General features: G+C 41.2%; 16 protein-coding genes and 1 pseudogene. 5 read left to right on the top strand and 12 right to left on the bottom strand.

The features are described 5' to 3' along the window. Positions 1-2 precede the first annotated feature (2 nt). Entirely contained in the window at positions 3-1,625 is a 1,623-nt protein-coding gene (gene murJ, locus DP117_RS00175; RefSeq protein WP_169216321.1) for a murein biosynthesis integral membrane protein MurJ, read from the top strand. Between the two features lie 346 nt (positions 1,626-1,971). On the opposite strand, the pseudogene DP117_RS00170 reads toward murJ, so the two are convergent. Both DP117_RS00170 and DP117_RS00165 read right to left on the bottom strand, forming a co-directional pair. After that, positions 1,972-2,247, bottom strand: a pseudogene (locus tag DP117_RS00170) (hydantoinase/oxoprolinase family protein); the annotation flags it as partial. Positions 2,248-2,349: 102 nt separating this feature from the next. Further along, on the bottom strand, positions 2,350-3,366 hold the full coding sequence (locus DP117_RS00165) for a sucrase ferredoxin (RefSeq protein ID WP_169216320.1): 1,017 nt from the start codon (positions 3,364-3,366) through the stop codon (positions 2,350-2,352). Positions 3,367-4,003: 637 nt separating this feature from the next. Here DP117_RS00165 and DP117_RS00160 point away from each other — a divergent pair. Together DP117_RS00160 and DP117_RS00155 are read left to right on the top strand one after the other, a co-directional pair. Beyond that, positions 4,004-5,026 carry an ROK family protein gene (locus DP117_RS00160; protein ID WP_169216319.1) on the top strand — a complete coding sequence of 341 codons (1,023 nt, stop codon included), beginning with the start codon at positions 4,004-4,006 and terminating at the stop codon, positions 5,024-5,026. A 169-nt stretch (positions 5,027-5,195) separates the two neighbouring features. Beyond that, complete coding sequence (locus tag DP117_RS00155) at positions 5,196-5,426, top strand: hypothetical protein (RefSeq protein ID WP_169216318.1); 231 nt, start codon at positions 5,196-5,198, stop codon at positions 5,424-5,426. Positions 5,427-5,550: 124 nt separating this feature from the next. Here DP117_RS00155 and DP117_RS00150 read toward each other — a convergent pair whose 3' ends face one another. Further along, a complete protein-coding gene (locus DP117_RS00150; RefSeq protein ID WP_169216317.1) occupies positions 5,551-6,714 on the bottom strand; it encodes an extracellular solute-binding protein in 1,164 nt (387 codons plus the stop codon). Between the two features lie 950 nt (positions 6,715-7,664). On the opposite strand from DP117_RS00150, the gene DP117_RS00145 reads away from it, so the two are divergent. After that, positions 7,665-8,045, top strand: coding sequence for a hypothetical protein (locus tag DP117_RS00145; RefSeq protein ID WP_169216316.1), 381 nt, complete (start codon positions 7,665-7,667; stop codon positions 8,043-8,045). A 140-nt stretch (positions 8,046-8,185) separates the two neighbouring features. On the opposite strand, the gene cobT is transcribed toward DP117_RS00145, so the two are convergent. The 3 genes from cobT to DP117_RS00130 all read right to left on the bottom strand — a co-directional run bounded on the left by cobT (position 8,186) and on the right by DP117_RS00130 (position 11,249). Then, the gene (gene cobT / locus DP117_RS00140) at positions 8,186-9,379 is read right to left on the bottom strand and encodes a nicotinate mononucleotide-dependent phosphoribosyltransferase CobT (protein WP_169216315.1); all 1,194 of its coding nucleotides are present in this window, start codon (positions 9,377-9,379) and stop codon (positions 8,186-8,188) included. Positions 9,380-9,744: 365 nt separating this feature from the next. Further along, on the bottom strand, positions 9,745-10,407 hold the full coding sequence (locus tag DP117_RS00135; RefSeq protein WP_169216314.1) for a DUF2232 domain-containing protein: 663 nt from the start codon (positions 10,405-10,407) through the stop codon (positions 9,745-9,747). A gap of 143 nt (positions 10,408-10,550) precedes the next feature. Beyond that, positions 10,551-11,249 carry a Crp/Fnr family transcriptional regulator gene (locus DP117_RS00130; protein WP_169216313.1) on the bottom strand — a complete coding sequence of 233 codons (699 nt, stop codon included), beginning with the start codon at positions 11,247-11,249 and terminating at the stop codon, positions 10,551-10,553. 752 nt (positions 11,250-12,001) lie between these two features. On the opposite strand from DP117_RS00130, the gene DP117_RS00125 reads away from it, so the two are divergent. Next, positions 12,002-16,453, top strand: coding sequence for a hypothetical protein (locus DP117_RS00125; RefSeq protein WP_169216312.1), 4,452 nt, complete (start codon positions 12,002-12,004; stop codon positions 16,451-16,453). A 415-nt stretch (positions 16,454-16,868) separates the two neighbouring features. Here DP117_RS00125 and DP117_RS00120 read toward each other — a convergent pair whose 3' ends face one another. From DP117_RS00120 to DP117_RS00095, 6 genes are all read right to left on the bottom strand, one after another. Beyond that, a complete protein-coding gene (locus DP117_RS00120; protein ID WP_211175837.1) occupies positions 16,869-17,699 on the bottom strand; it encodes a carbohydrate ABC transporter permease in 831 nt (276 codons plus the stop codon). Between the two features lie 179 nt (positions 17,700-17,878). Further along, the gene (locus tag DP117_RS00115; RefSeq protein ID WP_169216311.1) at positions 17,879-18,547 is read right to left on the bottom strand and encodes a response regulator transcription factor; all 669 of its coding nucleotides are present in this window, start codon (positions 18,545-18,547) and stop codon (positions 17,879-17,881) included. Further along, the gene (locus tag DP117_RS00110) at positions 18,453-19,979 is read right to left on the bottom strand and encodes a HAMP domain-containing sensor histidine kinase (protein WP_169216310.1); all 1,527 of its coding nucleotides are present in this window, start codon (positions 19,977-19,979) and stop codon (positions 18,453-18,455) included. Before DP117_RS00110 ends, DP117_RS00115 begins: the two co-directional genes overlap by 95 nt. 237 nt (positions 19,980-20,216) lie before the next feature. Further along, positions 20,217-20,399: a hypothetical protein gene (locus tag DP117_RS35275; RefSeq protein WP_211175836.1), complete on the bottom strand. Its 183-nt coding sequence runs from the start codon at positions 20,397-20,399 to the stop codon at positions 20,217-20,219. Between the two features lie 37 nt (positions 20,400-20,436). Further along, on the bottom strand, positions 20,437-20,631 hold the full coding sequence (locus DP117_RS00100) for a hypothetical protein (protein WP_169216309.1): 195 nt from the start codon (positions 20,629-20,631) through the stop codon (positions 20,437-20,439). Between the two features lie 260 nt (positions 20,632-20,891). Then, the gene (locus tag DP117_RS00095; protein ID WP_169216307.1) at positions 20,892-22,808 is read right to left on the bottom strand and encodes a GAF domain-containing sensor histidine kinase; all 1,917 of its coding nucleotides are present in this window, start codon (positions 22,806-22,808) and stop codon (positions 20,892-20,894) included. Positions 22,809-22,920: the final 112 nt, after the last annotated feature.

Here is a 22,920-nt window from a genome sequence, read left to right as displayed (position 1 = left end):
TTGTGACACAAGAACAAAAAGTCTCTCGTTCTGTTGCCTCAATTGCAGGAATTGTTGCTGTTGGTACTCTCATTAGTAAAGTCGTCGGTTTGGTTCGCCAGCAGGCGATCGCAGCTGCTTTTGGTCTTGGTGTCGTTGCTGATGCCTATCAATATGCCTACGTGATTCCTGGTTTTCTGTTGATTTTACTTGGCGGGATTAATGGACCATTCCATAGTGCGATTGTCAGTGTTCTAGCCAAGCGCCCGAAAGAAGAAGCAGCTCCTTTGGTGGAGACAATTACGACCCTTGTGGGTGCTATACTACTGATTCTCACCGTTATTTTGGTTCTTTTTTCTGGCAATCTGATTGACTTGGTAGCACCAGGCTTAAACAATCTGGAAACAGGTGGGGCAATAAAGGCGATCGCAACTCAACAACTCCAGATCATGGCACCAATGGCAATTTTGGCTGGACTCATTGGTATTGGCTTTGGTACCCTCAACGCTGCTAATCTATTTTGGCTTCCCTCAATCAGTCCGTTATTCTCTAGCATCACCGTTATTATTGGCTTGGGTATTTTATGGTTGCAGTTGGGTAACAAAATTACTGCTCCTGAAAATGCTATCATCGGCGGAGTCATTTTAGCTGTAGGAACCTTAACTGGAGCTTTACTGCAGTGGATAGTGCAACTCATTGCTCAAGCAAAAGCTGGTATGGGTAGCTTTCGTCTGCGATTTAATATCAACACTCCTGGAGTCAGCGAGGTCATGAAAATCATGGGACCTGCTACTATTTCTTCTGGGATGCTGCAAATTAATCTCTGGGTGATTTTGTTTTTTGCGTCTGGTATTCCATCTGCTGCTTCAGCACTAGCAAATGCTGGTCTTTTGGTGCAAACTCCGTTGGGAATTATTTCTAATATGATTTTGGTTCCCCTCTTACCAATATTTTCGCGACTCACCGATCCCAAAGACTGGGGAGATTTGAAACTACGCATTCGTCAAGGACTCATTCTTTCTGCTTTTACCATGCTGCCTTTGGGTGCTTTGATGATAACTTTGGCAGTGCCCATTGTGCGTGTGATTTATGAACGCGGTGCTTTCCAAAAAGATGAGTCACAGCTAGTATCTTCCCTGCTTATTGCTTATGGTACTGGGATGTTTGTCTATTTAGCGCGTGATGTTTTGGTTCGGGTATTTTACGCTTTAGGCGATGGCGATACACCCTTTCGCATCAGCAGTGTTAATATCTTTCTAAACGTCGTTTTAGCTTTCTGCTTTATCAATGTTTTGAATTTAGGTGCTCCCGGTTTAGTGTTAACTACTGTAGGAGTCAATCTTAGCTCTACATTAATGTTGTTATGGTTGCTAGATCGCAAAATTCATGGATTACCTTGGCTAGAGTGGAGTTTGCCAATTTTAGGTTTGACTGCTGGTAGCGTGGTAGCTGGTGCAGCAAGCTATGGAACTCTTGAGGTTTTACAAAAGTTTTTAGGTGAAAATGGTTTACCAATTCAACTGTTGCAATTATCTATTGCTGGTTTAGTTGGCATCAGCGTTTTTACTGTTATTGCCGCATGGATGAAGTTACCAGAAATCAATGTTTTTGTCTCTCGTCTGCGTCAGCGCTTTTTGAAAAGATAAATGTTATGACTGAAGAAAGAACTCACCAATCCAGAATTCAGAATTCAGAATTTCTAAAGGGTACTTACACCATTAAGTAGATGAACGTCATACCGTTTCTTCATAAAGAAACGGTATCAGTTGTTAGACATTTTTTAACAGTTACCAGTTATCAATTACCAAGGAAGCGCAGTATCAGTTATCAGTTTGAAGAAGTATTCAGTATTGCTGAATCCAGAATTCAGAATAGAAGAATCAATTAACTCTTTTATTCTGACCGGAGCTCCGGAGGCTGGTGGCTCCGCTCCTGACTCCTGACTCGGTGACTCCTTCCCTGTTTCTTGTGTACTCTGTACTGTGTACTGTTTTAAATACGTTGCAAAATCAGATGATTACATTCATTTAATCTTGGTTCCCACTCAGGTTCAACAACAACTGTGCTAATTTTCTCTACAATAATCGCAGGTCCATGAATACTATCTTCCGGTTGTAAATTTTCCCGTCGATAAACAGGGATATTATGCCACTGATTAGCTGTAAACAGCATATATCCTGCGTGTACGCACTCGCGTTCAGAATTTTGAATTTCCTCAAATCTTGTATGAAGTGAAAAACCGGGTTTATTGAGAATACCTGCTTGTGTAAACCTTAATTTCTGGTTCATAAACCCGGTTTTTTGGGTCTTGTTGAGAATGCTGCAAGATATCAGTTTCCCAAAAGAAGGTGACTCCTGAATTCTTCTGTGTCAAATGTACTTAACGCTCAACAAAGCTTCACTTTCTTGACTAGAAGTTGCTGGTTGGTTAGATGCAAGCCAGAAACTATCAACAGCATATTTCGTACACACAGATTCTTGCGTAGCATTGCAAGAACCTTTCAGTTTTAGAGTTTTTGTTTCATCTTTGACTAGCTTTGCTTGATAGCAGTATTGAGAACCATCTGGTTTTTCAAAATTCAGTTCAGCAAGAATTATATTTTTGTCTAGATTCTGATTAATGATTTCGCCTGATACTTTGTAGTTAAACCAATCCCATCCATAACGAAAAATAAGCTCTCTCTCTAAAACCTGAATTGAATTTGGCAAAATTCCCCAACCTCTATAAACTTTCTTCAAGAATGTTATGTCACCACTACGAGTTAAAATTGACTGAAACGATTCTTGCTCCAAACCCCCATAATATCTTCCATCTGGAAAATCTATCGCAGTTGGTGCAAATCGATGTCCACCAAAATGACTAGATTTCCAAACACGAACATTATCTAGTTCCAAATTAGAAATTATAGATGTCGCATAGAAGTGAAAAGGATTGCCATACCTAGCACAACATTTATCATGACTACCATGAGTACAAATAAGAATATCTCTGGTTGTGCTTGTTTGAGCATCAATATTATAATCAGAAAAATCACCTCGTAACCATTTTCTGACAACAGCAGCGACTTGCTCAATATTTTTCAACTGAAATTCTTGCTTACGATATCCATGACTTAAACCCTGTTTTCTTTGATAAATCAATAGAGTTGTCTGCTCTACTTTATGAGATAAATTATTAGCAACCAATAAAAATCTTATGGGTAGCTTATTTCGTTTAATCTCCTTAATTAAAATCCGCAAATTCTCCGGAACCCATCTGGATTGAAAAGCTTCCGATGTCCAAGGTGGAGGACACTCCACTAATATATAAGTTTGGTGAGTGCAGGCACTACCAATAATATCTTCTCCTGCTTCTCGTGAATGGTCTGCACAAAAAAAAGTATCCATATAACCTTGCTGTGTTTATTGATATGTTTGACAAACAAAGAATTACAAACTCCAGATAATCTCGTTAAGATCTAAAAACTGCTTTTTTTTGGACAATTTTTTTGAGTTCTTGGAATCTCAATAGTTTTCCTAAATCTATCCTTGGATATATAATGCTAAAGTTTCTCATTTAAGCCTCAAAAAAAATAAAGTGGAAATAAATGATGGCAAAACAAATTAAGCAAGTGCAAACAAGGGTACTTGATTTAATACCCTGTTGATTTGCTGGTCTACTTAATACTAAATATTAGCAACTATATCTTGTTAATGTCACCTTTTTCAAGGTTAAAGTTGAACTTATAAAAAGTATTTGTACTTAGCGTTGACGCAGTGATCCCCTTAAGAATAACGTGAAGACTACTGTGAAAAAACTGCTTTTAGGCAGATTTTGGTCATTCTTATCATATATTCTGGCTCAGACCCTCTTAAGCATTCATTTACCTGATCTGAGTCCCTGAAAATCTGCCAAAATTAGAGTGAGGCGTCTGCTATGACTCTAGCTGAAGTCAATAACAAAAGCAAGTATTTGCTAATTTTTATAATCATAGTTATTGTCCTAAACTAGAAAGTACCAGTTAAGTAGGCAGGTGTAAAAACTGTGACACTCATCTTAGCGCTTGATTTTGGTGGAACCAAGCTAGCAGCAGCAACAGTTAATACAGGTTCTCAGCAATGGCTGGGATATGAGCGTCGGCTTTCACCGACAAATGCAAATGCTGACACTGATTTGGAAATTATGCGTTCTCTTATCAACTCTTTACTCAAGGGAGCGCAACCAGAAGCTATTGGTGTTAGCTTTGGGGGACCAGTAGACGCAACAACCGGGAAAGTAAGATTGTCCCATCATATTCTTGGATGGGAGAATGTTCCTTTACGGGAGTTGCTAGAGGAAGAGTTTGGCGTTCCTGCTTCTGTGGATAACGATGCTAATGTTGCTGCTTTGGGTGAGTATCGCTTTGGTGCAGGGCAAGGTTACGATAGCCTGTTTTATGTGACTGTCAGCACTGGTGTGGGTGGTGGTTGGATACTTAACGGGAAGCCGTGGCGAGGTGCTGAGGGAATGGCTGGTGAAATTGGACACATGGTAGTAGATCCTTCTGGACCAGTGTGTTTATGTGGGAAGCGGGGATGTGTGGAAAGGTTGGCATCAGGACCTTATATGGCGCAGGATGTGAAAGAGGTTTTGAGAAACGTTAGCGCAGCGTGTCCAGAGGACATACCGCCAAGTCTACTCTTGAACGAACGGAAGGATTACCAAGGACACCAACACAACAGAGGAGAGGTGTTAAGGAAATTGGTGGAAGATAATTTGGAGTTAATTACGGGGCGAGTGGTGAGTGAGGCTGCAGCTGCTGGGGATAGTTTGGCTAAAGAAATTTTGTACAGGGCTAGTTGGGCGTTGGGTGTTGGTATTGGTAATGTGGCGAATTTGATGAACCCACAGCGGTTTGTGTTGGGTGGTGGTGTCACGAAGGCGGGTGAGGATTTTTGGGAAGTGTTGCGAAGGGTGGCGCGGGAGACGGCTTTACCTGAAGTGAATTTTGAGATTGTTCCGGCGGCGCTGGGGGATGATGCACCGTTGTGGGGGGCGGTGGCGTTGGCTGAGGATGTTTTGAGGTAACACCTCACTGTGCAGTCTCTGTGAAAACTAATTTTGTTGCCCCGTCAGCACTCCAAGGTATGGAATGTGAGTTATTAAGGGTACGTCGTTTGCCAGAGGAAACAATTCTGAACTGAGTTTTAACTTGTATATATAGTTAGTCTCTGCAAGTTCAACAACGAGGTAGAAAATGACTCAAGAGCCACGCAAACCCATCAATTTATCAGTTCATGAAACTGCTGATCCACAAGTCATTAACCCGTCACCGAATACAGAAGTAACTTCTGATGTCAATGACTTAAATGACTCTGTTCATGATCAAGAAAACGTTGACGTTCCGACTCCAAGGCTTTCTGATGCAGAAACCGACATTCATCCTGTAGATCGTCAGCTCAATATCGTCAATCGAAGCGCTGGATAAACTAGTGTTCTCATATCGAGGTAAGTTCCTTGCAGAAGCATGAAAATGACGGGTGTGTAGATATTTGTTCGTAATTCGTAATTCAAAATCGCAATCATTACGAATTACGAATGATTGTCACCAATCACTCCTTCATTTTGCTAAATAAAGATTCATACTGAGCCATGACTGGTTGAGGTAAGGGGCGTAAAAAATCGCTTTTTTCAAAAACTTCAGGATTCATCACTAAAAGATTACGTAATGATTCTTGGAAATCAGAAGCAGCAATTTTTTTAGAATTAGGTACACTCGTTTTGGTCAGTAAAGATATTTTTCTCGCAACGTCAGGATCTAAACAAAAATCTATCCATTGATATAGCCAAGGTTGTCTTTCTTGACCAGCAGGATTTACCCACACATCTGCCCAAAGTGCTGTTCCTGATTGAGGAATCGCAATAGCAAGTTGTGGATAACGTCCAATGATTGGTACGATATCGCTTGACCAGCCAACTGCTAACCAGGTATCTCCAATAATCAGAGGTTCCAAGTACCTCGTAGAATCGTAAAATTTCACCTGTTGATTTAATAGCTGTAGTTCCTTTTGTAAATCTGGAATTGTATTTAAGTTTTCTGTGTTGTAAGATTTTTTTAGCTTTTTTAAAACTAGACCAATAACTTCCCGTGGTTGATTTAAAAGAGAAATACGCTCTTGGACTTTATTAATGCGCCCTTGTTTTGGCCATAAATCATCCCAATCTTTCGGTGTCCAACCCAATTGTTGGAACTTGTCTCGGCGATAAATCATCACCGTAGCACCCCAGCGGTAAGGAACAGCCCAAACCTTTCCTTTAGAAGAGACTAAACCTTTGTCGTCACGTCTTACCAGGTCCTGCCATTTTTGGGACAAAGCAGACCATTGTTTTATCTTTGTCACATCCAGTGGTTCTATGAGTTTCTGCTCAATTGCATCACTTATCCAGTAGTCTCCTAAAGTGACTAAGTCAGCTTTGGTAACTTTTTGAGATTGAACCAGTGGTAAGACCGGACGCCATCCTTCCTCATCTGAGGTATTCGTTTTCTTTTGCCAAGTTTGCAATTTTTGCAAGATATCTTGTAACTGTTCTACAGGAGTAAACTTTAACTGCACTTTTGAGTTCAAACTTTGGCTGAATTGATTAACCACCTGAGCAGGAATGGAACCTTTCAACAGTTGTACATTGAGTGTCATCTGTTTGTTGTTAGTACAACCAGCAAGCAGTTGTGCAAGTGCTAGGGAAGTTGTACCTAGCAAAAAAGACCGTCGCTCCATTGATTTTGGTTTTTAGACTTGAAAAAGCTTTAGTTGTAAGAAAGAGTCAGAAGACAGAATGGACCGGAGGCTGCGCGGCTGGTGGCTCCGCTGCGTCCCGCGCAGCTAACAGTATTCAGAATCTCTCCACGGATGAATCCGCAGAGAAGTTTTACAGCGAGGGTTCCCCACGCCCTTGTCGGGAAACCTTCATCAAGTACTAGCTCCCCAGTCACACATTCGCCATTTTGGCTCCTGGCTCCTGAGTTCTTTCTTGGTAACAGTTTCACAAAATCTAAGTGTAGCAAGAATTCAACAAAAGGTTTTTAAGGTATTTTTGCTATGGTTAGATATTGGTTCATTTTTGGCTTTATTTATAGTTTTTATTTTTATTTGAAAAAATATTTATTTTGAGCCAATACTAGTGAATATAGGTAATTGTTAAAGTTCGTTAACAAATCGATTTGAAATTTATTCTTTCAAGTTGATACCAGTGTAAGCTATGAGTGATGTTGTATCTAAGTAATTATTCACAGAAATAGTCGGAAAGTATTGAGTATTGAGTGTGTCATTTTTGGTTTTACACTCGCTAGAGTCAAAGGCACTTAGGTAAAGGTTCTACATAGTGAATTTCTTTATCGAAAAAGTATCGGCTGTAGTCGCTTAATCTGTTGGATTTGTCAGGGAGGATTTCCTGAAAATCCCCCAAAAAACAAGACTTTACGCCCCTAAACACTCGGTACTCATCAAGCGTGAAGTGCTATTTTTCTCATAAATCAGTCTGTCTCATTAATTTTTCTCAACAAAAATATTTAGTAGGGCTTGTGGCAAACATGTAGATATATTTCTAATTAATGACTTAAGTATTGCATTTCAACAGAATATATTAAAAGTTAAAAAAATCATAAGTATAGTTAACATCGTCAAGAGATTGAATACTATAGAGAAAAATAAGCGGATAAGGGTATTAAATGGAGCCATTACAAAAGCAGGTCCTAACTTTGGGTAACAAGCTGGATGCCCTCTATCAAATGATTGAGCAGCTTGACAGTAAAGTTTCTCAAGCTTTATCAGAAGGCTGCTTAGTGAAAGCACAGCAGACAAACAATAATTTATTGGAGAATGGCGAAACAAGGCGCTATCAGTTAAAAGGGCAAATCAGTTTCAATTCAGAGCTTGAACATAAGGACGTCATCGCAGATGGCATTTATCCAGATATGAATCTGCAAAGCGGAGAGAAAATTTTAACACCAGAAATTCAAATCCAACGGCTGACAGCACAATTAACTGCAGCATACAATCGCATTGCGGCTTTGGAAGAACAGTTACTGCTTAAAAGAATTCACTCTTAATACTGTTTCTTTTACATTACGAGCAAAGCCTGCTTCCGCAGGCTAATAATTTGCTTATTCAATGTCAAACGATATAAGTATATTTTGCACTTGGCTATATTTGGAATTTTGACCACGGAATTTTAACCACTCGCTATTGCTCAAACTGTAGAAGAATTCTTCTCAAATTGCTCTAATTGGGCTTCTATCGCTTGTAAAAGTTGATCTTGCTCCCAACCCTGAACAAGATGAGCAGCAATACAAGCCCCTCCAGCACCCACACCTTCTTTGACAAAACCCTGCTCGTAAGCTCTAAGTTGGGGATAACGGGAATCGGCAAAACTCAGTTCAGTCGCTATTAGCGGTGGAGTCACTCCTAGTGGAGTGATTTTGCTTTTACCAATAAGCTGGGCTAGTTCAATTGTACCTCCTGTTGAGTCTTCGGCTACCCAACGCGTTGTTCCTACAACAACTTCTTCTGGTCGCCAGGATAAGGCGTAAGCTTGAGCAATGGCACTCATCAGAGCATAAACTGCCAGCATCTGTGTTCCACCAGCAAGCAAAACGCCACAACTGCGACTCAGAGCGATCGCCATAACAGCTACAACCACTTGCATGGGATCGCCCACCGCTGCAATTAACTCCAAGGGATCTACTCGTTGAGATGGGGTGATATCCTCTCCCCACCTCCCAATCTCCCCACCTCCCAATCTCTTCCTCATCATCAAAAGCCCAGTCTCTACAACTGCCCATTTTTGCGTGTGATTGCAAACTGGGTGACTGCTGTTAACCTTTCCTAATGCTGGTACACCTAAGCCAGTTAAAATTGCTAGAGCAGTTGTTGTTCCTCCTACCACACATTCGCTCAAAATACAATATCTACTTTGGATTTCTTTACTAAGTCGTTCTCCCCAAACCAGCCCCTGCTGAAATAAGTGGTGTACTGTTGCGAGTTCCATAGCAGCGCCTTGACTCAAACACCTAGCTGGATAACCACCTAAATCAATGGCTGGGACAGCAGGAGGCTGAGGTAAACCAGCGTTGAATAAATAAACCGGAAGATTTAGCGCCTCAACCACAGCACGGGAAAGAATCACAGGGGAAGCCCCAGCAGCTAATGGTGGTAAAGGATACTGAGGTTGATGTTGTGAACCATAATATAAAAACTCAGCATCAGCACAAGCGGTATATTTTCTATCTTCGCAAGTGCGACCTGCTGCGGAAATTCCAGGAATCAAACCAGTTTCAGTAAATCCTAAAACACAGGCAAATACAGGTAAACAACCACGATATTTCGTTATCCATTCTTGAGCCTGTTCAATCTGAGTATAAATGCGAATAAAGTCATGAGTCATTAGTCAGGAGTTAGGAGTCAGGAGGAGCCAGTGCGGTGGACGGTGAGACCAGTGCTGCGGGAGGGTTTCCCGACAACAGGCAACTGGCGAACCCGAAGGGGTCCCCCGGCATAAAGCACCTGGCGTTCAGGAGTCAGGAGTCAGGAGTCAGAGGAACAAAAGTTAATGCTTCTTAGCTTCTTTTCCTTTTGAATTCACCAATTCTGTTTCCTGAACTCTTCTTTGGTCACTAGTCATTAATTAAGAATTCTTTCAATTATGACAAATGACCTCCGGTCACGTCCAAATCCAAAATTATTTTTTGAATGTGTTAGTAGCGTGCCGTAGGCAGCGAATGCGTGAATTTTGAATTTTCCCAGGGTTGGTTATTCTTCATAATCCATGATGACTTGCACCCAGCGTGGGGGACGGGGGATGGGGTTACCTAGGCGATCCAACAGCAGCCAGGCTGCTATGTGTACGGTAAACAGGTAGATAAAGTTGCTGAGGATAATGAGGGCGATCGCCAATACTTGAATCCAAAAAACACTGGGATTCATCAAAATTCCCAATTTGAGGATTAACCACTCTACAAAATCCGTCACCTGGTTAATCACATAAATCCAAAGGTCTTCATTTGTCAGCACAGACATCAACAACACCCGAAAAAAGAATCCTATGGTGCCTAATAGCGTACCCAAGGTGATGGAAACTATCCAAGGAACACGACGATTCCATGTTGATCCTAAAAGTACGCCCATAAAGGCAAAAGGCATGACAAATTGTAGACTGCGGACTGGTCCCATCAACACCGAAAGCAGTAAACCGGATGTGAGTGCCGCCATCCATGCTGCTCGTCTGCCCCAACGAAGGTATACTAGGGCGATGGGGACGGGGAAAAATATCCGTAACAAAGGTCCTAAAGGGAAGTAAAAATTAATAAACCAAATTAAGCTGGCGGTGCTAGCTAAAAATGCCGTTTCTACCAATCTTAACGGCACTTCTAGCTTCATTGAGGTTTTGTTAGAGTCTTTTGTTTGCCTGACCATTTATTTCCAGGGGTTGAGATCACAAGAATGCAGAACTCAGTTATTCAGTTATCATCCCTGAAGAACATGGCAGATTTTCTAAGTCAACCTGCCATTAGTGGGCTTCTTGCTTCCAGTATTGTGAGTTGTTTGTCGAAGAATTGTTAAACGATCATTTTTTCTAAGGCTGACAAATCGGGAATACAAATCATCTCGTGCTCCCGTTTAATCAATCCTTTTTTTTCTAGTCTTGTCAAGACTCGTGTGACTGTCTCCCGTGCCAGTCCGCTTAAACTACTCAATTCCCTGTGAGGCAAATTAGGAATTTTGGTTCCCTCTTCTCCCTTTTTTCCCTGTCCCTCTGCTAAAAATAATAACGTGTCTGCAACTCGCGATTGACTGTCAGATTCTCTTAAGCGCAATCGCCGATTGACTTGTCGTAACCGACGTGCCATCAGTTGCGCCAGTCGGACTCCTGCCATTGGTTCTGTTTGCAGTAACTGAACAAAATCTTGTGCTGGCATACTACCAATCACCGTAGAAGTCAAGGTAATGACATCAGTCGAGCGAGGCACTTCATCAAGAGCTGCCATTTCACCAAACAATTCTCCTTTGCCCAGAATATTTAGTGTTACCTCTTTACCTTCTAGATTATAAGTCCGTATTTTTACCCATCCTTGTACAAGGAAATATACGGAACCTCCCCAATCATTCTCCAACAAAATGACTTGATTTGCTGGGTGAGTACGGGTGACTAGATGAGTCAGCGCTTGCTCTACAACAGTTTCTGGCAACCCTTGAAAAAAGGGTGCCAAGTACTTTACAGGATTGGTAAGTGCTTGCACGCTATACCTGTCTTCCATTACGACATCTTCTAAATAAAATTTGCAATATACACAAAAAATAACGTTACCCTTATCAGCCTAAGCTATCAAAGGACAGCCATTAAATTCTAAAAATAGACTATGCTACACAATAAAACGAGCCAAGCGTTTTTTACTAAAAATTTGCGTCATGATAACTGAAAATCTCGCAAAAGTCTTGCAATAAACATTGTAAGGCTTAACGCTTCCGTAGTTGAAGGTTCGCAATACTGTAATACTCAATACTTAGAATTATAGACAAGCTAAATCAAGAATACTCATCGTAATTACTTTTTGCTAAATTATAATATTTGGTTGTTTTCAGCAAGCGATGACTGACCCACGAGTAAGCTGTAATACATCTAGTTTGCATGTGTTTTGGCTGATGGGGTAGAGAGCGTTAGCTCCGCGCCCCTTCAGGGGAAGCGCGAGTATTGGGGAGATGTACAGAGGAATTGAGCTTTTTAACAGACAATCCAAAATATGCAAATTAAATCTGGAACAGCTTACTCAAACATTCATGCATTTATTAACGCATTTTAAATAAATTTAAAATAAAGATTTGCGCTGACACCAGTCACTTATGGAGAGTGCTGGACTCACCGCACTAGCTCCCGCTACTTTGTTATGTAAATCAATGTTGATTGATAATAGTATTGCTGGACGCTCGTTTGATGCCTAACATAGTTCCAACAGTAAAAAAACAATTTCTACAACCACCTGACTTAAAATTCTAGATAAGGTAAATTAACGTGACTTCCCGCCCAGCAGAAACTCAACAACTAATTGCAGAGATTGACCGCTTACTCACCAACAAGCGTTTGCCTAGGCTTTTCTCCAATCAAGGCTCAGAACTACGACAGATTCTACAACGAATTCGCGACTTTTTAGTCAATTTATCAGAAACTCAAGCTCAAACCCAGCAGGAGCAACAATCCCAACAATCTTCTCTATCCACACAAGTTATCGAGCAGGAGGAGGAGCATCACCAGTCCTCAGCACAACAGAATCAGTTACAGCAACAAGAAAATACTGATGTTGTGGTACAACAAGAAAATCATCCATTCGCGGCAGTGCTATTACCGTTGCAAGAAGAAATAAAAACCCTATTGCAAGAGCGATCAAATCTTGTAGAGGAAATCAGGCAATTAGAACAAAAGCGACTGCATAACTACTCCTTAGCACAGCAATTAGCAAATCAGGAGCAAATGATTTCAGAATTTTTGCAAGTCCTCAGAAGCCGTATTGTACCTGATTTAACTCCACAAGCGACAGAAGAAGCTGCAGCAAGTTCTCAAATGCTGTATTGGCCGAGTAGTGATCACAATCATACAGAACCTGCAATCTCTGGAACTTTACCTGTAGTGGAATCACCAGAGCAAGTCGAGCGTTTATCAAGGCTTGCTAAAGACTTGGATCAAAAATTACTCGCCCTTGATGGAACTGTGAATGTTGTTTTTGAGGCATTACAGCGCAATATTCACACTTATGACGAGTCTTTGTCTCAGGCGCTGGCGAGAATGCACAGCAAAGGAGTACAAGGAGAACAGTTGCTGGCTAGTTTCATCAATAATTTGATGCAGCAGTTGCAACAACAAACTTCCATCAACGAAGCATCTATTCAGAATGCAAAAGATGAAAGATTACAGTTAGAAGAATCTGAGCAATTTGCGTCTGAGTTACCCCAACTCAAACAAAATAACCAAGCTGTCAGCTTGGAAACACAACAGGAGAATGCTAATGCATCAGATTTGGATGCTGTCCTTTCTGAGGATAGGCAAGATGCACAAAGTTCTGTAGAGACTCCTGAAAGTAGTACACAACAGTATAGTTCTCCGTTGGTTCATGATGAAGTAGACCAACTTTACGCCAGTTTGTTTGGTGTTGAGGTGACAGATGTAACAAAGGATAAAGTCACTGATTTCACGGATGAGTTTTTTGAAGAGCCGACAGTAACCACATCTGTTGAGAGTGAACTCACAGAAGATAAATTATCTACGCCCACCTCCATTGAAATCACAGATGATTTATTTGAAGAGTCAACAGCAATCACACCTGCCCAGAGTGAACTCACAGAAGATAAATTATCTACACTCACCTCCATTGAAATCACAGATGATTTATTTGAAGAGTCAACAGCAATCACACCTGCCCAGAGTGAGGTTACAGATGTTACAAAATTATCTGAACTTGATATCACTGAAGTCACAACTGCTATAGATAAGTTCTTTGATGGTGAGCAAACGACAACCACATCTGAGGTAAAAACGGACAATGACACAGATGTGACAGCTGTGACCACATATAAGGTAACAAATGTTATAGATGATTCATTTGAAGAGCCAACACTCAGCTCATCTATTAACACTTCACCAGCAACTACAACTGAGCAACCGCAATCAGAGTTCTTGTATGAGGTCACTTTTGAAGCTCCGCAAGTGTCAACAGAGAAAGTTACAGATGTCACAACTTCTTCGTCAGTGTCGAATCTTTCTGAAACTTCTCCAAACGCTGCAACAAATCAAGCACAGCAAGTCGATTTTCTTGCTGAAATTCCAGATCCCTGGTTGGAAGAAACACAAGCAGATGTTGTAGAATCCAGTCGTCAGGACGCTGAAGAAACACAAAGTGTTCTGTTAGAAACAAAAGAACAATCATCTATTCCTCAGGAAAATACATTGACAGAGTTACCGCCTGTGGAAGAGTACAATCAGGCTGTTTCTTCAGATACGACCAATTCATTGTATCCTGCAAGTGAAAATACAATCACAGCGTTGACTGAGTTATTGACTGATACAAACCCTGAACAGTCGCTAGCAGCAATCACAGCACCTGCTACTTCCGAAACCGTAGAAACTCCTCAAAAGACAACTGTTGCGGAAGATTCAGCCGGCGAAATTCAAAATATTGATGTCGAAGAGTCTTTAGATCGCAATATTCCTGCTTCACCACAGGAAAATTTGCTATCTCAAGAAGAAAATCAATCTGCACAAATAGTTGATATTTCCTTGGAAGAAGCACTGTTGCAGCAATTGGAAGAAGATTTAGCAAGTTTTGATGGAGAAATCAATGCTCTGTTACAACCTTTGACGAAATCAGAAAATCAAGAACAAGCACAGCAATTAGAGATTTCGCCAAACTCAAATACTATAGAGACACAGGCAGAACTTGAAAAAAATACGCCAGAAGAAAAACTGGAAGGTTCTTCTGTTTCAATTTCTGGTTCAATAGATAATCCAGACGTTTCACAAAATGCCCGTAAATCTATTTGGTATTTGGGAATTGATTTAGGTACAACCGGAATTTCTGCTGCTTTGTTAAATCGCTCTACAACTGAGGTGTATCCTCTTTATTGGGAGGCACAAACTCAAAGCGAAGAAAGTTCTTTAAAACAGTCGTTTCGTTTACCAGCAGAAGTCTATCTACCAACTGCTTCAGTGAGTGCTGGGGAAACAGAAAGCTCAGATGTACAAGAAGAACAGACAGCACCAGCAGCTGTGGCTAAAGAAAAAGTACCTGAAAATATGGCTACAGATTCTATATCCTCTCAGTCGGGTGCTTCAGGCAATAACTTATTCTCAGCCCAGTTAAAGCCTTATATGCAAGTTGCTTTACCCTACAAAAACGAACAGCAAAAATGGGAACCAGTTTTGCAATTAAACGACTTTTCAACTGTTCCATTGGTTTGGGTTGTGCGATCGCTCTCGAAATTGCTGTTAACGTTAATGGAGGATCGCAACAGCACAACCTTGAGTTTAACAACGGCTGCTGTTGGTCTAGAGCCAGAAACCTTTAGTGATATTATTCGTGATCTTACTGGTGTCATCTGTACTTGCCCATCCAACTGGTCAGAACAATATCGCTTTAACATCCGAGAAGCCATACTCATCAGCAAACTAGTGCAGCATCCGCAACAAGTCTTTTTTGTGGAAGAAGGAATTGCTTGTTTGCTCTGTGAACTTGACGGTGCTGAAGGTGAAATTGTAAAAATTAGAGGTCGTCAAGGTACTCATTCTGCAAGAAGCAGTGAGCGTCCTCTTGTTGGTAATACTTTCGTCCTCAATATCGGTGCTGGTACAACAGAAATGGCGATCGTTGATTTGCCAGAAAACCTGGAAGACCTCACCCATAGTCATTTTATGCTTCACGGTTTTGCTTATGCTGGCATTGGATTAGAGCAAGACATTATCTGTCAATTGCTACTGCCATCCAAATGGCGACAATCACGCACTGTTGGGAATAAAGATACTAAAACAACTACCACAAATTCCAAAAATTGGCAACCAGCAATTCCTGGTTTAGAGCAGATGTCCTTTTCCAGTTTGAGCTTAGAAGAATTAAACCTCCCTAGGGCTGGCGAACCAGATGTTGTGGAACGGATTCGCTTAAAGCAACGGTTGGAAAGTTCGCTTTTAGGAAAGGCGATCATTGATGCGGCGATCGCCCTGAAGCTGATATTACAACACCAAGAATCATTTACCATAGAACTGGCAGATCAGCAATGGTTTTTGCAGCGACGAGACTTAGAAAGCCAAGTGTTTGTTCCGTTTGTACGACGCCTCAACCGAGAACTCAATAAATTACTCGTAGCCAAAGGTATACCGACAGAAGCAATCAATCAAGCTATCCTCACAGGTGGAGTTGCTTGTTTAGGCGCAGTCAGTCGTTGGCTGCGGCAAAAATTACCCAATGCGAAGATGATCCAACATTCGTATCTTGGTGAGAATGGTTCTCCCACCTGCAGTCGGGTTGCATATGGTTTGGCGGTGCTTCCTCTGCATCCTCAAGTCTTAGACGTTCCAAGACAACAGTATACTGACTATTTCCTGTTCACAGAATTACTACGAATTCTGCCATCAAGAGCGATATCCTTTGGTGAAGTTATCCAGTTATTTGAGAATCGTGGTATCAATACCCGCAGTTGTCAGCAACGCCTGCTGGCTTTTTTGGAAGGTGAGTTACCTCCTGGTTTGATTCCCACGAGTCAAGATGCCATTTGGCTCACCCAAGCTTCATGTGAAAATTCTGACTATAAAGCGATAACAGCCGCACCACTTTTTGAAAAACAAGGAAGTTTGACTTATCGTCCCAATGCTGAACAACTGCAAGCTATTGCTCGTTATCTTGATGTTATCAAAGCTAGCATTCAGCAATCTTTAGAGGAACCTTACACAGTTAATTTCGCCTTGGGAGTTTTTGATTAGCTTGTTGATTAGTTTGTTAATTAAAATTATGGCAATTCTCGTTTGAATTCAATACTCCCTCACCAAATCAGAGATTATGGTGAGGGCTTCCAACAACCCGCTAAAATTCTAAGCTGTTGCGCTTATAAAATGTATTTTTTGACTTTGAAAAAAACCGTCAACATCAATGAACAATGAACAGTTATCAGTAAACAGTAAACAGTGAACAGGGAAGGAGTCACCGAGTCAGGAGTCAGGAGTCAGGAGCGGAGCCACCAGCCCTTCGGGTTCACAGTCGCCTGTTGTCGGGAAACCCTACCAAGAGCGCTGCTTCACCGCAGAGCCTCCGGTCAGAATAAAAGAGTTAATTGATTCTTCTATTCTGAATTCTGGATTCAGCAATACTGAATACTTCTTCAAACTGATAACTGATAATTTAACCTTTCACACCGCTAGCAGTTTCTGTAGGAACAATATAGCGTTGTAAAAACAGAAATAATAGTAGTACTGGAGCGACAGAAATCACTGAACCTGCAGCGACTATTCGCCAGTTCAAAGAAAATGTACCCGCAAGCTTTGCGACTCCCAAAGGAAGGGTGTATAAGTTTTCATCTTGAATAACAATTAAAGGCCACAGAAAGTCACTCCAAGAACCAATAAATACAAAAATTGATAGAGTTACCAGTGCTGGGCGAATTGCAGGAAGCATCACAAACCACCATATGCCTAACTCCGAACAGCCATCCATGCGTGCTGCTTCTTCCATTTCTTTTGGAACACTTATAAAGGCTTGTCGCAATAGAAAAATCCCAAAAGCAGAAGCCAAGCTAGGAAAAATAATCCCCAAATAAGTATTTCTCAAACCGAACTGGACAGTCAAAATATACAGCGGAATCATCACGATTTGAAAAGGAATCATAATCGTTGAAATAATGGCAATAAAAATCCAATCTCTTCCTGGAAATGACAGTCTTGCCAATGGGTAAGCAGCTAAAGCGCAAAAAATGAGATTTAAACACACACTCAGCACAGCTACCAAGGTACTGTTGAACAGATATTGCCCAAAGGGATTTGTTTGCCAAACATTAATAAAATTCTCAATGGTTGGTTGGCTTGGTAATAACTGCGGAGGAGATTGAAAAATGTTTTCTGTTGAGGATTTTAACGCTGTACTGATAAGCCAAAACATTGGAAATAGCGTTAACACTGCTATAACCACTAATGGCACATACATAAATAAACGATTTTGGATTTTCAAATTAGTCATTTGCCAAAAATTTTATGTTTTATGTTCTATAGCAATCCTAAATCATAAGCCCTGCGGGCACGCGCAAGAAACGTGAGCAAACTTGATCCCCGACAACTTTTACGAAGTCGGGGATCTGTGGCTTTCAATTCTGACAAATTTCTGACAAATTAAATAAGATTGCTATATGTACTCAACAATCATGTTCGCAAACGGTAACCAATCCCTCTAATTGTCTCAATCCTGCTGCTTCCCAACTTCTTTCGCAAGTAACCAATATAAACATCAACAATATTGGATCCAGGATCGTAGTCATAACCCCAGATGTGGTTAAGCAATTGCTCTCGACTCATAACTTGCATAGGATGACGCAAGAACACTTCTGTCAAAATAAACTCACGGGTAGAAAGTTCTACTAACCTATTGCCTACCCAAACCTCTCGTGTTAGCAAATCTAACACGATATCACCAACTCTTAGGGTTGTCTCTTCTTTAACTTTTGATACACGGCGATTACGTAATTGAACTCGGATACGCGCCAGCAATACTTCAAAACGAAACGGTTTTGTAATGTAATCATCGGCACCACTATTTAATCCTGCTACCGTATCATCCACACCATCACGGGCAGTTAGGACAATAATTGGTAGCGTTTCTCCTCTACCCCGCAAGTCTTGCAGTACGTCTAAACCATCTTTATCTGGTAACCCTAAGTCTAAAATGAGTAGGTCAAATCTTTGACTATTCGCTATGGTCACTACCTGATCAGCGTTATTAGCGATGGTGGTTGCAAAGCCGTGCGCTTGCAACCCTGTTTCCAGAAAGGCTGTAATGCGGCGATTGTCTTCGGCGATGAGAATCCGATTCATGGATTGCAGTATTAACAGAAGAAGCTAGGGCAATCACAATGGTAAACGTAGATCCATAACCCAGACGACTGGAAAGTTCGACCCATCCGTCATGAGCTTGGGCGATCGCCTGCACAATTGCAAGCCCCAACCCATGTCCTTCAAACTGTTGGTCATCTTTAGTCGCTCGTACAAAACGCTCAAAAATACGTTTTTGGTCTTCAGGAGCTATTCCTTCTCCGGTATCACTGACCCAAATATGGGCATAGTCCCCTTTAACACATGAGCCTAGTGTAATGTTATCACCATCACGAGTATGCTGAACCGCATTCTGTACTAAATTCATCACTGCCTGAGTTAACCGTTGACGATCTACCATGATTGGACTCAACCCTTTAGACTCTAACCGCCAATTCCGGTTTGCAAGGGAGCAAGCTTTCAAATAAATTTCTTTTGTAAGTAAGTCTAATTCTTCCGGCTTCAGTCTGAGAAAATCTGGGCGTTCTGTCTTTGCCAGTAGCAGCAAGTCATTTACCAGACGACACATACGGTTTAGTTCATCCATAACTAAGGCAATAGTCACCTGCTGTTTTTCTGGGTAAAACTGTAGCATCTCCAAATGTCCCTGAATGATGGTGATCGGAGTCCGCAATTCATGACTGACATCATTGAGAAACTTCTGCTGGCTATCAAAGGCAAACTGAAGTCGATCTAGCATTTCATTAAAAGTTTTTGTCAACTCAGCAATTTCATCCGAGCCTTTGACGGAAATACGTTGTTTCATATCTGACTCAGTAATAGACTGAGCCGTTTTCTTAAGTAGTCGCAAAGGATATAACACTTTACTAGCAGTGATCCACGCCAGTAAGAAAAAGATGAGCAGAACAATGAGCGTTACCTGCATGACTAGATTAATCGCATTTGTACCCGCTTGGAAAGCAGCAGATGTATCATAAATAATGACAACAGTCCCACGTTCTCCACCCATATTCACTGGTTGAGCTACATAATGAATACTTTGTGTAGAAGTTTGTATGTAATCACCTTTTGACACCGTAAGTTGAGTCCATTGCTCTAACAGACTTGGATACTGCTTTAATAAAGCTATAGGTAAAACAGGACTGTATTTGTAGATTTTGTCGTTGATCAGGGTGATGATATATTCATTCTGCGTGGGAGCATAGTTAGCTAAGAATTTATCGAATAACTTAGTAGTACTTGCTGTTGAGAATTTTTTTTCACTTTGTCGCTTTGCTAGTAACTTAAATCTTGCAACCTCCTTAATGAGAGCGGCGTCAGCTCGTGCTTTCAAGTTATCGCAATATATTTGGTGAGTTGCTTGAATAGAAAACGTTGCTGTACAAGCTGTTAACAAAAAATACCAAACTAAAAGACGAGCACGAACACTGTGGAAGGTTTTACGCCATCTCTCTAAGGGCAGATTTTTTACCATGTTTGTATACTAGCTATATGTTGATACATTTCTTTATAGTTTGCCTAATTCAGTGGAATGTCGGCAACAAACACAGCAAATGTCACACCAGCACTGTTTGTCCTAAGTGCTTGATAAACCGTAAAACCTCTTCTAATTCGTGTCTTCTAGGAAACAGCGAAAAAGTCCGTGATACATCGAACTGCGAAGTATCTCCAAGCATGAGTTTCACAAAGACAAACTCGTCGCCACTAGTAGCTAGCCGACGAATACTGGAAGTTGGCTTAGCGTCTTTGTTGGAGACTGCTTTTGAGGAGCACTCAGCATGTATGCTAGTAACTGCGGCAATGTTGCTGGAACTGGAATGCTTGTGCGTTTAGACTCAACAACCAAAATCCAAAACCGCTCTTGCACAACCAATGTTTGAAACCAAGACACCAAAGATTTACACTTCAGCTACAGTAGATTCCTCGAAAGCTTAAAGGTTTTTAGTTGTTTTACCCGGTTCATCCAGAAACTTCAGTTCGCAATTCATGACTACACCGTTAGGAAGTTTCACCTGCACAGTGTCAAGTCTGGATGGGTACAAATCGACGATGAGCATTAAACCTAGAGCTTTATGCTGTACTGGCTTGTTGGCAATGTAATACTTGGTAGCAGCTTGAATATCCACGTGTCTTACTCCGATCTTACTTGTATCTTGCAGTTGCATTACAGCGCTGTATTACGCTGCAAATCCGAATCCTTTCGGCTTATTCAGTTTAATAATTGCCTCGTGATGTCCGAATAGACGTTTTTCACCTATGTTATCTATTTGTTTAAGTTAATTCATTAATGTTTTCTGTTGACTGTAACTTTTGTGCTACATCTAAACTTCGTGTAAATAATTCAATCCTTCCTATCGTCAAGTACAAAAATAAATCTATGGGGCAGCTACGCCAAAAATTGCGGACATTTCACGGTAAAAGTAGTCTTACCAGATACACTTTGAACTTCAATTGAGGCACCTATACGCTTCACTAGTTTGCGCACTAATGCAAGCCCCAATCCTGTACCGGCGTATTTCCAAGAGTCATTTTTAGGAATGCGGTAAAATGGCTCGAAAATGTGTGATAGTTCGTGGGCAGGAATTTCAACTCCAGAATTGGTGACGCTAAGAACGATTGTATCTGCAACTTCGCAAACGGAAACTGTGATTGATTCCCCCGCAGGAGTAAATTTGCAAGCATTATTCAGCAGTTCAGTCAGGATACGCTCTAAGTCAGTTATATCTGTTTCCAAAACTGGGAGTTCATTGGGAATGATCAGGTTTAGCTGCTGCTGCTGACAGTAAGCAACTTCTCGAAAAGGTTCTACAATAGAAGGAAGCCAAGTTTGTAAGTCAATCACGATTAAAGTTAAAGATTCGGCTTCAGCTTCAAGATATGTCAGTGCCAGCAAGTCATTGATTAATTTACTTTCGCGACCACACTCTTTATGAAGTATATGTAGCAGTTGTGTGACTAGTTCTATATCAAATAATTTTTCTTGCTTGAGAACACTTTCTAAAGTCTGGGCGGCGAGGTTAATGCTAGTTATGGGTGTTCGCAGTTCATGGGAAAGGCTTCTGAGGAATTCGTGTTTTAGTTGTTCAACTTTTTCTAGTTCATTCGCCTGTGTTTGGATGACTTGACAAAGTCTGGCTTTACGTAGGGCGATCGCACATTCATTTGCGACTTGCTGTACCAACTTCACCTCAAATTCGTGAAATGTCGCTTGTGTTTGTCTTTTCACCCAGATATTTCCTAAAATCTCTTGAGCATCAAAAATTGGACAAGCCATCTGTGCAACAACACTCAACCTCAGGTTCCATCCGGGAACAATTTCCATTGATTGCGTGAGTTGTTTTTGCAACAGTGAGTGATAAATTTTTGGAAAATCTGCAACTCGTCTTGTTAATCCTTGACATCGAGGTAGGATGTTGGTGTACTCATAGGCAACGGTTGCAATTGTTTGGTCATCACTATACAGTTCAATTTGACAGCAGTCTGCCTGTAAAACCTCTGCTAATTCCTGCATTGCTGCTTGCAGCACTTGACTTTCGTCCAGATTGTCGCAGATTTGCTCAGTCATGCGTCGAACTACGGGTTCAAACTTGAGAAAGTATTGCAACTCAGTTGTTTGTTTTTGCAACTGCAATTTTTGCTGGACTTTTAGACACTCTACCTGCTTGTGCAATTGAGCTTGTTGAACAGCAATTCCTAATTGATCTGCCAGTTGCTTAACTAAATCAATTTCTGTTTGTTGCCATTGACGTGGTTGATGACACTGCTGGGCGATTAGCAAACCCCACAAATCTTGTGCGAGTAAAATTGGAACGACCAACTTAGCTTTAACTTGCATAGAAGCAAGCAAGTCAATGTAACATGGAGCTAGCCCGGCTGCAAGAATATCCTCCACCGCGTGAATATAACCCTGCTTGTAACGCTCGATATGTTTTTCTGTAAAACACGGGTCTTTGATGATAGTTCCTAAAAACGGACAACCGGATACAACCGTTGATTCTACAACGATAATAGCACTGCCATCTGGCTCAAAGCGGGTAATAATGACGCGATCGCACTCCAAGAACTGCTGAAGTTCCGTCACTGTCTGATTGAGAATTGTTTCTAAATCTAGAGATTGACGAATACGTTGGGCAGTGACTCCCAGCAGTTGCTCCCGCGCTGTTTGATGTTGCAGCCCTTGTTCTGGTTGCTTGTGCTCAGTCATATTGGTACTAATACCAATCTTATCTCTATGTATAGATCGCTCAAAAAAAGACGGTGATTTTGTTAACTCTGCCGTTGATTCCAATGGATTGATACTCATGCGAGAGTCCCTGTTTTGTGTTCCTGACTCTACTAGGCGCTCTTTATTGTAGTTCTACTGGTAGAAAAAGCTCCCTAGCACCAAAACTTTAGTATGCTCAGCCCCAATCGAG

The sequence above is a fragment of the Brasilonema sp. UFV-L1 genome, assembly GCF_012912105.1.
In the GTDB taxonomy this organism is placed as follows: Bacteria; Cyanobacteriota; Cyanobacteriia; order Cyanobacteriales; family Nostocaceae; genus Brasilonema.
Note: the sequence above shows the minus strand (reverse complement) of the source record. Positions and strands in the feature narration are given on the sequence as shown.

Coding starts and splice junctions, on each gene's coding strand:
- DP117_RS00165 (WP_169216320.1), bottom strand. CDS start 3,366: ATGGATACTTTTTTTTGTGCAGACCATTCACGAGAAGCAGGAGAAGAT.
- DP117_RS00120 (WP_211175837.1), bottom strand. CDS start 17,699: ATGACTAATTTGAAAATCCAAAATCGTTTATTTATGTATGTGCCATTA.
- DP117_RS00145 (WP_169216316.1), top strand. CDS start 7,665: ATGGAGCCATTACAAAAGCAGGTCCTAACTTTGGGTAACAAGCTGGAT.
- DP117_RS00095 (WP_169216307.1), bottom strand. CDS start 22,808: ATGAGTATCAATCCATTGGAATCAACGGCAGAGTTAACAAAATCACCG.
- DP117_RS00155 (WP_169216318.1), top strand. CDS start 5,196: ATGACTCAAGAGCCACGCAAACCCATCAATTTATCAGTTCATGAAACT.
- DP117_RS00135 (WP_169216314.1), bottom strand. CDS start 10,407: ATGGTCAGGCAAACAAAAGACTCTAACAAAACCTCAATGAAGCTAGAA.
- DP117_RS00115 (WP_169216311.1), bottom strand. CDS start 18,547: ATGAATCGGATTCTCATCGCCGAAGACAATCGCCGCATTACAGCCTTT.
- DP117_RS00150 (WP_169216317.1), bottom strand. CDS start 6,714: ATGGAGCGACGGTCTTTTTTGCTAGGTACAACTTCCCTAGCACTTGCA.
- DP117_RS00110 (WP_169216310.1), bottom strand. CDS start 19,979: ATGGTAAAAAATCTGCCCTTAGAGAGATGGCGTAAAACCTTCCACAGT.
- DP117_RS00130 (WP_169216313.1), bottom strand. CDS start 11,249: ATGGAAGACAGGTATAGCGTGCAAGCACTTACCAATCCTGTAAAGTAC.
- cobT (WP_169216315.1), bottom strand. CDS start 9,379: ATGACTCATGACTTTATTCGCATTTATACTCAGATTGAACAGGCTCAA.